Annotated in this window: 11 protein-coding genes and 1 pseudogene; 9 read left to right on the top strand and 3 right to left on the bottom strand. The window is 55.8% G+C overall.

The window, feature by feature from the left end; all coding sequences use genetic code 11:
* Positions 1-58 precede the first annotated feature (58 nt).
* The 4 genes from ACR0LX_RS21520 (at position 59) to ACR0LX_RS21505 (ending at position 5,205) form a co-directional block, all read left to right on the top strand.
* Positions 59-910, top strand: a complete 852-nt coding sequence (locus ACR0LX_RS21520) for an alpha/beta hydrolase family protein (protein WP_480785402.1) — start codon at positions 59-61, stop codon at positions 908-910.
* Positions 907-2,286, top strand: a complete 1,380-nt coding sequence (gene uxaC, locus ACR0LX_RS21515) for a glucuronate isomerase (RefSeq protein WP_480785401.1) — start codon at positions 907-909, stop codon at positions 2,284-2,286. Before ACR0LX_RS21520 ends, uxaC begins: the two co-directional genes overlap by 4 nt.
* A gap of 695 nt (positions 2,287-2,981) precedes the next feature.
* Positions 2,982-4,313 carry a DUF3300 domain-containing protein gene (locus ACR0LX_RS21510; RefSeq protein WP_480785400.1) on the top strand — a complete coding sequence of 444 codons (1,332 nt, stop codon included), beginning with the start codon at positions 2,982-2,984 and terminating at the stop codon, positions 4,311-4,313.
* Between the two features lies 1 nt (position 4,314).
* Complete coding sequence (locus ACR0LX_RS21505; protein ID WP_480785399.1) at positions 4,315-5,205, top strand: DUF2950 family protein; 891 nt, start codon at positions 4,315-4,317, stop codon at positions 5,203-5,205.
* Between the two features lie 494 nt (positions 5,206-5,699).
* On the opposite strand, the gene ACR0LX_RS21500 is transcribed toward ACR0LX_RS21505, so the two are convergent.
* Both ACR0LX_RS21500 and ACR0LX_RS21495 read right to left on the bottom strand, forming a co-directional pair.
* A complete protein-coding gene (locus tag ACR0LX_RS21500) occupies positions 5,700-6,335 on the bottom strand; it encodes a LysR substrate-binding domain-containing protein (RefSeq protein WP_480785422.1) in 636 nt (211 codons plus the stop codon).
* Between the two features lie 42 nt (positions 6,336-6,377).
* Positions 6,378-6,545, bottom strand: a pseudogene (locus ACR0LX_RS21495) (helix-turn-helix domain-containing protein); the annotation flags it as partial.
* An 85-nt stretch (positions 6,546-6,630) separates the two neighbouring features.
* Between ACR0LX_RS21495 and ACR0LX_RS21490 the strand changes: the two are divergent.
* Together ACR0LX_RS21490 and ACR0LX_RS21485 are read left to right on the top strand one after the other, a co-directional pair.
* The gene (locus ACR0LX_RS21490; protein ID WP_480785398.1) at positions 6,631-7,098 is read left to right on the top strand and encodes a c-type cytochrome; all 468 of its coding nucleotides are present in this window, start codon (positions 6,631-6,633) and stop codon (positions 7,096-7,098) included.
* A gap of 13 nt (positions 7,099-7,111) precedes the next feature.
* Positions 7,112-7,999, top strand: coding sequence for a c-type cytochrome (locus ACR0LX_RS21485; RefSeq protein WP_480785397.1), 888 nt, complete (start codon positions 7,112-7,114; stop codon positions 7,997-7,999).
* A 93-nt stretch (positions 8,000-8,092) separates the two neighbouring features.
* On the opposite strand, the gene ACR0LX_RS21480 is transcribed toward ACR0LX_RS21485, so the two are convergent.
* A complete protein-coding gene (locus ACR0LX_RS21480; protein WP_480785396.1) occupies positions 8,093-8,572 on the bottom strand; it encodes an Lrp/AsnC family transcriptional regulator in 480 nt (159 codons plus the stop codon).
* Between the two features lie 84 nt (positions 8,573-8,656).
* Here ACR0LX_RS21480 and ACR0LX_RS21475 point away from each other — a divergent pair, with 84 nt between their 5' ends.
* From ACR0LX_RS21475 to ACR0LX_RS21465, 3 genes are all read left to right on the top strand, one after another.
* A complete protein-coding gene (locus ACR0LX_RS21475) occupies positions 8,657-9,667 on the top strand; it encodes a pyridoxal-phosphate dependent enzyme (protein WP_480785395.1) in 1,011 nt (336 codons plus the stop codon).
* Complete coding sequence (locus ACR0LX_RS21470) at positions 9,660-10,787, top strand: amidohydrolase (protein ID WP_480785394.1); 1,128 nt, start codon at positions 9,660-9,662, stop codon at positions 10,785-10,787. The genes ACR0LX_RS21475 and ACR0LX_RS21470 overlap by 8 nt, the downstream gene beginning before the upstream one ends.
* A 464-nt stretch (positions 10,788-11,251) precedes the next feature.
* Positions 11,252-11,485: a hypothetical protein gene (locus ACR0LX_RS21465; protein WP_480785421.1), complete on the top strand. Its 234-nt coding sequence runs from the start codon at positions 11,252-11,254 to the stop codon at positions 11,483-11,485.
* Positions 11,486-11,589 lie beyond the last annotated feature (104 nt).

Below are 11,589 nucleotides of genomic sequence, written 5' to 3'. Positions count from 1 at the left end.
TTGAGCCCTCGCGCAAATGCAATCTCTTTCCCGACCCGATTTGCAGCGACTTCTACGCTTGAGAACGCCAGAACCGCAAAGCTGGCGCATCGTGGACGAAAGCATGGACGACGGGCTTTGTCGGCGGGCCTACCGCCTGGGAGACACGCAGATCCCGGCGATCTCATTGTCACCCGTCGATATCGAGCCCGGTGCGCCCGGTTTGCTCTATTGCCACGCCCACGGAAACGCATATGCCATCGGCAAATCAGAAATTACCGATGGCCGGCCCGCGCTGCTTGAACCGCCACTCTCCAGAGATATCGCAGCTGCGGGCTGGACGGTTTTTTGTGCCGATATGCCCGGTTTCGGGGATCGTCAGGCCGAGGGCTCGGAAACGGCGCTTGCCAAAGCGGCATCCTGGCGTGGCAAGACCCTCATTGGGGAAATGGTGGCCGATCAGATGTTGGCGTTGGATGCGCTCTGGGATATCGCCCGACCTTCGTGTGTCGCGACGCTGGGACTCTCGATGGGGGGCACGCTGGCCTATCTGGTTGCGGCGCTTCGTGCCGATGTATTCGCCGCCCTGCACTTATGTGTCTTTTCCGATATCGCGCCCCTAATCGAAACGGGCGCACATGATCTGCACGGGCCGTATTTGACGATCCCAGGACTTCTTGACCACCACGACATGAGCGATATTGCGGCCCTCGTCGCGCCGCGACCCCAGTTCGTGGCCACCGGTGGGCAAGATCCGTTGACCCCGGACGAAGCCTATGATCCGGCGATCAAACGGCTTCGCGCCGCTTATGATGCGGTCCCCGAACGGCTTACGGTCCTTCGCGATCCGGCAGCGGGACATTACGAGACCCCGCAAGTTCGAAAGGCCGTTCTGGACTTTCTTGCAACGCAACGAGCCATGTCGATATGAGTTTTTTTGCCGAACCCGTTTTGACGACACGCGCCCGCGATCTCTTTGAAGCCGTGCGGGATTTGCCCATCGTCTCGCCTCACGGACATTGCGATCCGCGCTGGTGGGCCGAAGACGCCGCCTTTCCCGATCCGGCAGAGCTTTTGATCATTCCTGACCACTATGTCTTTCGGATGCTATATTCCCAAGGCGTACCACTGTCCGATCTTGGTATCGGGGTGCCGCCAGAAGACCGGAACGCGCGGGAGATCTTTCGCTGTTTTGCCCGGCATTGGCATTGCTTTCTGGGCACACCATCGCGGGAATGGATGGAATTTACGCTTTACCGGACACTGGGCGTAGATCGGGCGCTTTCACCTGACTCCGCAGACATCGTATTTGATCAGATTGCCGAGAGACTCGCGCAGCCGGAATTCAGGCCACGAGCACTGTTTGATCGCTTTGACATCGAAGTGCTTGCAACGACCGATCCCGCCAATGACCCGTTGTCGCATCACAAGGCGATCGCAGCCTCGGGGTGGAGTGGGCGAATTGTCCCGACCTTCCGACCGGACAGCTTACTGAACCCCGCGCGTCCCGAATTTCGGTCTGAAGTAGACAGGCTCGGAGAGCTGGCCGATCAAGACACAACGACCTATTCCGGCTATCTCGAAGCGATCCGCCTGCGTCGCGCCGCCTTTCGTGAACTTGGCGCGACGGCGACGGACCATGATGTGCCAGTGCTGGCAACCACTTGGCTCGCGCCAGATGAGATCGAGGCCCTGCATGCAAGGGCATCGAAAGAGGCACTGAACCCGGATGAGGCACTGGCATATTACGGGCACCTTCTTGTCGAAATGGCGCAGATGTCTGCCGAAGACGGAATGGTAATGCAACTGCATGTGGGTTCGCGCCGCAGCACGAACCGTCGCATTCTGGCAGAACATGGACCCGATATGGGGTCTGACATTCCGGTCGCGGTGAATTGGGTCGAAGGCATGGATGCCTTGCTGAACCGGGTCGGATACGATCCGGCATTGCGCGTCATCCTGTTCACTCTCGACGAAACCACCTATTCGCGCGAATTGGCCCCGATGGCGGGTCATTGGCCAAGCCTGCGGATCGGTCCACCATGGTGGTTCCACGACAGCGCGAAAGGCATCCAGCGCTTCTTTGACCAGGTCATTGAAACGGCCGGGTACTTCAATCTCGCCGGCTTCAACGACGACACTCGTGCCTTTTTGTCGATCCCGGCCCGGCACAACACTTGGCGGAGAGGCGTTTGTCTGCACTTGGCAGACCAGATTGAACGCGGCCGCCTGTCGAAACAGGACGCAGATAGGCTCGCGCCCTACCTTTGCCGCGATCAAGCGCTTGAGGCCTACCGGTTGGGATAAGCAATTCCGACGCACGGCTTTGTCGCGAATTTGTTGAGATGTTGAAACGATCCACCCGACAGGCATAGTCTACCACGACTTCAGAAAATAGCCGCTTGCTCTGAGAATCCGAGGACAGGACTCACATTGACCAAATCCGTTGCCGGGTCTCAACGAACGATATCCCATCGGGTGAATAGCAGCGTTCTGGCTGGCCGAACTGCTGACCTGATATAGAGTTGACCACGAAAATGAGAATAGAAAGTGAGCAAGATACTGGGGGTGCGATGTCGTCGATCCGGATTGTACATCGATGAAGCCGCGAAGCATTAAGTCCAGCAGGCAATGATCGGTGTCAGCAACCGCTGCACTCCCGCTGAAACAGCACGCGATACCGCAGGTATCGACAGTTGAGGAATTCGGACGCTCCAGAGTCCTGAGCGCCTTTTGGGTGGTGGCAAAGTGATACCCGGTATCGTCTTGACCGGTCTGGCTTCACTTTCTCAAGTGCGGGTATTCCGGATCGGTTCCCTTTCAATCCTCGTAGGTCAGCGGGCCGTCAAATTCGAAAACTATTATCCTGCGTCAAAACTTCGAGTCGCGCTAGCATTCGGCTCGTGATCATTATTTTTTTGAGGACTCAGATTTGCACTGAGGGCCGAGGTTGCCAGAATCGTAGACTTGGGTGATCCTTCAGAAGATTGATGGAGTGCAATATGTTTAGATATCTAGTATTAGCACTTGTTATTTGTTCAACTGCGGCCCTCTACGCTCAAGAGGCCTCCGATGTTTCTGCATCACAAGGCAACTCAGAGTCTTCGTTAGAATTATTTACTGACGCGGAATTGCAGACTCTCGTTGCACCGGTAGCTCTCTACCCTGACACATTGCTTATTCAGATTTTGGTGGCTGCCACCCAGCCTTTGGAAATTGTAAAGGCCGAGCGTTATCTACTCGACAATTCCGAACGCCAGCCGTCGGAGCTTGAACCCGAAATCGAGGCGATGGGCTGGGACCCCTCCGTCAGCGTGTTGGCAACGGCTTTCCCGGAAGTTGTCGGTCAGATGGCCACGCATATAGATTGGACTGAAACCGTCGGCACCGCGATGCTGGCGCAGTCGGATGACGTGATGGATGCGGTTCAGGTCATGCGCAATCACGCGATCGACACGGGGGCTCTTGTATCGGGGCCCGAGCAGACCGTTGAGGTCTCGGACGACGACACGATTGTTGTCGCGCCCACTGAAGCCGAAACCGTGTACGTCCCGCAATATAACCCAGCGACAGTTTACACCGGACCATCTACGGGAGACGTTGTCGGCGCGGCCTTACTGGCTTTCGGGACGGTGGCCTTGATCGATGAGATCTTTGACGACGACGATGATTGGTACGACTACTGGGGATGCAGAAATTGCGGTGGCTGGGGCGGTGGTCCGATTTATCGAAACCCGGATATCGACATTGACGTCGACGGCAACGTCAATATTGGCAATGAAATCGACCGGGGTGATCGTGCGGAAATTGAGTGGTCGCCCGATCCAGTCCGCCAGCAAGAAGCACGTGACAAAATCGCCGAGCATAAGAGCCATGAAGGTGGTCGCGGCGATTTGCCAGTCAATCGTCCCGAAGGGCGCACGGATCAACTGCGCGACAAGTTGAGCCGCGATAGCGGAGCCGCGGATATTAGCCGGGACCGTGCAGCGGCGGTGGCAGCGACCAGTGCCGGAGCAGGCGCACTGGCTGGCGGTGTATTGGCAAACCGTGGCAACGGGGACAAGTCTCTGCCGCAAGTAAACAGGGGCGATATCGACCGAGACAAAGCCGCAGCCAAGCAGAAGGCAGTTGATCGCACGAAACGTCCGGACGCGGCGAAACAGCCAGTGAAGAAGAAACCCCAGTCGGTCAAGAAACCTCAGGCAAAGAAGTCGGTCGCACAGCGGAAACCCTCTGCTTCCAAAGGCCAGGCGATGAAGAAAAAAGCCTCAGGTAACCGAGCTCAAAAGGCGTCCAAACGTGGACATGCCGCCAAAGGTAAGCGGAGACGATAAAATGCGTGAATCGATTTCTTCTGTTTTACTTTTGTCTTTGACGGCTGGTTCGGCGCTTGCGGATGGTGAACGTTTTGACACTCCGCAAGCGGCATTGGATGCTTTTGTCGAAGCGCTAAGGGCGGATGATCAAAAAAGGCTGATCGAGATTTTCGGACCTGAGGCCGAAGAGTTGATTGGTACCGGTGATCCAGACGAGGATCAGGAAAGACGGCGCGAAGTACTTGGTATGTATGCCGAAGGATATCGGTTTCAGCCCAATGATGACGGGGTTGTTTTGCTTCTGGGCGAAGATGGCTGGCCATTCCCGATCCCAATTCTGCGCGGCGATGAAGCGTGGCAATTTGATCTCGAAGCAGGGGTCAAAGAACTGTCTGCACGCGAGATTGGTCTAAATGAGTTGGAAGTAATCGACTTGCTTGAAGCATATGTCGACCTTCAGGCCGCGTTTCGCCTTGTAGATCACGATGGTGATGGGGTGATGGAGTTCGCACCGTCAATTATTGCCGACCCCGGCGCGCGCAATGGTTTGTTCTGGCCCGAGGGAAACAGCTTTGTCGGGGCCGCGCTGGCACGGGCGGCGGCGTCAGGCTGGAGCGATGGCGCAGACGATTACGAAGCCGAGCCGTTTCTTGGCTACTACTACACGATCTTGCAGGAACAGGGCCCGAACGCCCCAGGTGGAGCGTATTCGTACTTTATCGGCAATAACTTCGTGGGCGGACACGCGTTGCTGGCGGTCCCGTCGCGCTATGGCGAGACCGGGATCCATTCTTTCATTGTTGGCGAAAATGGTATCGTTTTTGAGGCAGACTTCGGCCCAGAGACGCTTGAGGTAACGGCCAATATAACCGCCTACGATCCGGGATCGGATTGGATACCGGTCCAGTAGCAAACCCAGGGTAAGCTGCTTTCCGCTGAGTTGCATTGATGAGTGGTCAACACTCCTTCAGCGGAGTCCAGAATTTTCCCGTGACTTGGAAAGAATTCTCCTAAATTCAGCGAAATTTTGTTCTTCTCCTCCGTCATTTGTGCAGCAAGGCTTCAGTTCGTTTGACGAATGGTTTCACTGGTCGTGCCGACCTCTGCATAGAATTGAAGCAAATTTGTTCGCGATCCCTGAAGCGGCAACAGTTGAGATTTCGCGAACGCCGTGAAAATCTTAAATGCGGATTGCAAATTCGGCATCTCAGAACCTAATTGAACGGAGTGAATAGGCCGATTACGAACCCACAGCTAAGAAACTGCAGTTCCGCTGAATGAAGCCATTCAAAAACCTGGACTTGATAGTTTGTTTTTGGAGGACGACCGAACCACATCGGGAAATTGTCCGCTACCTAGCCAAAAGACCGCAACTGTTCCGGCGCAGTTGGATCCTCCGAAATATCAATCAGCAAGAACAGTTACCAAGCGATCAACCAACGCCCGCTGCACAATCGCAAATCTCGGCGTGTTTGCGATTTCGTCCAGCGTCGCCACCCACAGCGGAACTTCTAATCTTGGGACGACGTCGCACGATCTTTGAAGTCGAGTATCCGCGTCTCCTAAAAATGATGGCAGGAATGTTTTTCCGATTCCCGAAGCGGCCATCTGCAGCAGCACCAAAAAGCTGTCTGCGCCGTTGGTCATGTCGTCATCGGCCACATTCTCTGCCAGCCATTTGGCAGGGAGCGAACTGTTTAGCGCCCCATCCAGTCGCATCCATTTGCGATCAGGGGAACCGTCGTCAAAGACGCCGAATGACAACGTGCCCGCCCGCTGTCCAATTAGCCCTTCGCCAAGCTTGATCGACGGGCGCACCGCAATATCCGCAGTTAGCCGGGACAAATCGTGGTGACTGTTGCCGCTCAGCAATGTCAATTTCAGGCCGGGGTACCGGTGCGAGATCTCGCTCAAAATAGGGGGGAGGACATTCTGACAAAGACTATCGGTGGATGTTATCCGGACCTGGCCCACAGGAGACCGATTTGCGCCCACAATCGCCCGCTCAACTGCAAGAACCGCATCTTCAACACTTTCCATAGCCGAAAAGATCGAACTCGCTTCGGGGAGAACAGAATATCCGGACGGGCTTTTCTGAAAGACCAGGCAGCCACTGCGCTTTTCGAATGCGGCAACCCTGCGCAGAACCGTCGCATGGGTGACCCCCAAAGCAGCAGCAGCCGCGTTTAGTGAACCGTATTTGCTTACGGCAAGCACGTATCTGATATCGTCCCAGTTATCCCTGTTCATAAATTAACAACAGAGGACCAATAACAAACAATTACAAGAAAATTCGTTCAAGCTAACATCCGATTATTGAACAGGGAGACACATCATGAAGAAGAAGTTCTCGATCTTCGCGGCAGGCCTATTGTCGATTGCCGCTATTGGCACAGCCATCGCACATGAAAGTGAAAACCCGGCTGTGAAAGCGCGCACCTCAATCATGCAACTCTATGCATTCAATCTTGGCACGCTTGGCGGCATGGCAAAAGGAGAGGTTGATTATGATGCGGAAGCAGCGACTCGGGCCGCAAATAATCTGGTCGTTCTGACGCAGATTGATCAATCAGCAATGTGGCCGGCTGGATCAGACAATGTGTCCGACCCGTCCTCTCGAGCGTTGCCCGCGATCTGGGAAAACTTCCCCGATGTAGGCGCCAAGGGACAGGCGATGGCGGATGCTGCCGTCGCGATGCAAGCAGCGGCGGGGCAAGATGTTGATGCCCTAAAGGCGGCGATGGGCGATCTGGGTGGAAGCTGCTCGGCATGTCACAAAGCGTACAGGGCACCGAAAGACTGATTAGGAGATAGCCGTGCGGCGGGTTTTCCTTCTCACGGCCGTGGCCGTATTTTTGGTCGGGTTGGTCGGATTGTTTCTGACCCGGCCGCAACGGTTTGATCAAGCGGAACTGGACGGGATCTCTCCTGATCTCGTTAGGGGTGAAACTGTTTTCTTTACAGCGGGATGTGCGTCTTGCCATTCGGCGCCGGACGCCGTTGATGAGGGTAAGCTCACCCTTGCAGGTGGTCGTCGGTTCGAAACAGACTTTGGCACATTCATCGCGCCCAATATTTCCAGCGATCCGGCTGTTGGTATCGGTTCCTGGTCCGCTTTGGACTTGGCCAATGCAATGATCCATGGGACCGGACCCAAAGGGCAGCACTATTACCCAGCGTTTCCGTATTCGTCCTACACCAACATGACGGCAGAGGACATTGTATCGCTTCACGCATATCTCGGCACACTTCCTGCGGCTGAGAACAAAAGCCAAGCGCATGAGGTCAGCTTCCCCTTCAGCATCAGACGAGCACTTGGGGGGTGGAAGCAATTGTTCTTTCAGCCAGGTTGGGTTGTCGAAGGTGACCTGAACGACCAACAAATCCAGGGCCGGTATTTGGTGGAGGCGCTGGGTCACTGTGCCGAATGCCACACGCCGCGAAATGCCTTGGGTGGCCTGCAACGCGAACTCTGGTTGACAGGCGCGCCAAACCCAAGCGGCAAAGGTCGCATTCCCGGGCTAACGCCAGACCAGCTTGACTGGTCCGAGGCTGACATTGCGGAGTATCTGAAATCAGGTTTCACACCGGATTATGACAGCGCCGGAGGTGAGATGGTCGAGGTTATCGAGAACACATCGCGGCTTACAGATGACGAGCGTTTGGCAATTGCGGCCTATTTGAAATCCGTCCCGGTTCCTTGAACCGATCGCCCCTGTGATTGTCTGGTGCCGTGCTGCGGACGGCACCAGACAAACACACGTAAGGCAGAGACGGCGGTTTTTGGTGCTAACGCATCAGTCTGTTTGATCCGGTATCGGCACGCCTAGCCCGACCTTGTGAGGGCGCATTACAACCGAAGTTCTAAATCGCCGAACGTTGGAATTGTCAAAGAACAAACGTTTGGTGAGGTCCTCGAAATCATCCATGTCCCGCGCGGTGCAGATCAAGCAGAAATCGGCGTCGCCCGTTATGTAGTAACACTGCTGAACCTTGGGTTCGGCCCGCACTTGTCTGGCGAAAGCATCGATTTGATCCTGGCGCTCGCGCTCCAGTTCAACCATGACGACAAAGCTCATCGCGACTCCAACCTTTTTGGGATCAACGATGGCAACCTCGCTCGCAATCGTCCCAGAGGATTTCAGCGCCTTGAGCCGCCTTTGAACGGACGCGACAGAGATACCTGTTTCAGCGGCCAGAGCCTCCAGCCCCATGCGCGCATCAACTTGTACGAGTTGCAGAAGTTTCTGATCAGCTGAATCGAGTTTATTGGTCAAAATAACGTCCTTAGTGAGAATTTTTCCCGAAAGATGGCAGAATTAGACCGATATGCATAGTCAGGGCCGGTTAAAGTCAATCCCATGGAAAAGATTGCAAATCTCGACGTTACCAAGCCACTGGCTCTGCTCAAAGACTGCCCGGCCTATCGGGCATCTCCGCTGCTAACCTGCCAGATCGCGGGCCGCCCGATCTTGGTCAAGGATGAAACTGACCGCATGGGCCTTGGCGCTTTCAAGGCGCTTGGCGGCGTCTACGCGGTTGCCAAGCTTATAGAAGCGCACACGGATGTTCGTTTGGACCAGACCAGCTTTCAGGATGTTGCTGTTCAGAAAATCGCGCAGTCCATCGTGTTTGTCTGCGCCAGTGCGGGCAATCATGGTCTGGCTGTCGCCGCAGGGGCAAGGATTTTCGGGGCCAAAGCCCGCATCCATCTGTCTGAAACCGTTCCGGAAGACTTTGCCCGACGTTTGCGTGACAAAGGCGCAGCGGTTGTCCGCTCAGGCGCGGACTATGAAGCCAGTGTCGCGGCTGCCATTGCCGATGCGGAACGCACGGGGGCAGTTCATCTCGCCGATGGGTCATGGCCCGGCTATACAGAACCACCACGATTGGTGATGGAAGGTTATACCGTGATCGCCGAAGAGATGCGGCTTTCTTTTCAGGCTTCGGGACGCTGGCCCAGCCATGTCTATTTGCAGGCGGGCGTGGGCGGATTGGCATCGGCGATTGCCTACATGATCCGCAAAACATGGGCCAAACAACCGCAAATCGTCGTGGTTGAACCCGACGCCGCACCCTGCCTGCGAGACAGCGCCAGAGCAGGTCAGATTGTAACCGTTGAAGGCCCGGTATCCAATATGGGACGGCTTGATTGCAAAACGCCTTCTATGCTGGCGCTGGATATCCTGAGCGCCTGCGCGGACAACTGGGTCACCATCAGCGACGCGCAAGCTGAAGAGGCCGTTGTGCAAGCCCGCGAGATGGGCTTCTCGACCACGCCATCCGGCGCAGCAGGCCTTGCCGTTGCCATGCGCGAAGGCGCTGAGCTACCTTTGGTTATTCTATCCGAACGAGGCCTGCCTGATGCTTGATCTAGTCGCTTTCCGTCGCGATCTTCATGCCCATCCTGAGACCGGATTTGATCTGGAGCGTACACCGCGTTTGATTGCTGAGCAGTTGGAACGGGCCGGGCTTGAAGTATCACTTGGCATTGGCCGTTCGGGCCTTGTCGCAACCCTGAAGCGGGGGCCTGAAGACACAGCCATCGGTTTGCGGGCGGATATGGACGCTTTGCCGATCGAAGAAGCAAATGAATTTGAATACCGTTCAAAGTATCCGGGGAAGTTTCACGGCTGCGGGCATGACGGGCACAGCACAATGTTGCTTGGCGCTGCCCTGCGCCTCGCGGCGGATCAGTCCCTGGACCGGACGGTCCACTTCATCTTCCAGCCCGACGAAGAGAATGGCAACGGTGCGGCTGCCATGATCGCCGACAGTCTGTTTGAGCGATTCCCGATGTCGGCGATCTATGGGCTGCACAACATGCCGGGCATGGCGCTTGGTCACTATGCTACCCAGGCCGGACCGTTCTGCGCCTTCGAGGACAATTTCGAGATCAGGATCAAAGGTCGCGGTGGTCACGCCTCGATGCCGGAAAAGGGCGTTGACCCGATCGTGACCGGGTCTGCAATTGTGATGCAACTTCAATCCATCGTCTCTCGGTCGCTTCCCGCGCAGGATCATGCAGTCGTTTCGGTTACCGAATTCCTGACTGATGGTGCCCGCAACATCCTGCCAAGCAACGTCACTCTGAAAGGAGACTGTCGCGGTTTTTCAGATGAGGTTTCGACAAAGATCGAAACCCGGATGCGGGCGATTGTTGATGGCATAAGCGCGGCGCAAGGTGCTGAAGCGGACCTGAACTATGCGACCTCGTTTCGGCCCTTGATAAATGACGCCGCTGCAACCCGCGAGGTCGCTGAGGCCGCGAAGGCCGTCGGTTATGTTGATGCAAACTATGGTCGCGTCGGATTTTCAGAGGACTTTGCGGAGTTTCTGGCACACCGGCCGGGCGCGTTTGTCCTCATGGGGAATGGTGACAATGGCAGCGCCGCGATGCCGCTACACAACCCCGACTATGATTTCAATGATAGCGCCATAGATCACGGGATCGCATTTTGGGTCCGCCTGGCGAAGAATGGAGGACACTGAGCAGCGGGGCCAGCTGCGCTAAGCGTTCCTCGAATATTGGCTTTTTGCCCGTGATATCGACCGCGCGCCGTTGTGGAATTTTGGGTAACGTGTCCAACGTGGCACAAGCAACTCTTACAGGCACCTTTCGTCCAACCGGCTTGACCGGCAAGAAGTTGGGGCAATGGGCGACGCGCTTCGCTGGTTCCAAAAAATAGCAGTTACCTCCCCCGAGCTAGACCGTCACGCATTGCAATTTCGGGGTCAGTTGGTGCCAGTTTCAATTGTTCAAATGCGATCCATGATCTCTTCGACATGTTCTGGGTTGATGACAATATTGTTCAGTATCATTTCTACATCAGTATTCGGCCAAGACTGTTTGGGTCCGGCGTGTTTCCGGGCTGCATCTTTGGATTGACCCCGAGCGTACAGCGCCGCTGCTTGTTAAGCGAAGGACAATGCGCTGATCGGGTCGCTCAAAATTAATCATCGACCGGATGGAGATCTGGCGCGGGGAATCGCGCTTCTGCATCTCCGCCAAATCCGCCTATCGGCAAGGCCCCGAGCTACATTGCCAACAGTTGGGACGGCCTGACCGTTTTCCGCGACGACGGTCGTGGGAACTAGAATCCAACAGCGTCGACCGCACATTCCGCACGATCGCTTTGAACCACAGGAATGCCCTCTTTTCTGACTATGACGCCGGAGCTCAAAACTAAGCAATCCTCTTCTCGCGGATCGAAACACGTAAATCGAATTGCGTCGATCCGTACGCCCGGCTCACTCAAACCCCGACCGCCATCGCAAACAACGAAAAAAATCT

This window comes from Ruegeria sp. CH11 (genome assembly GCF_056537105.1).
The sequence above is the reverse complement of the archived record's forward strand: the minus strand, read 5'-3'. Positions and strand labels throughout refer to the sequence as shown.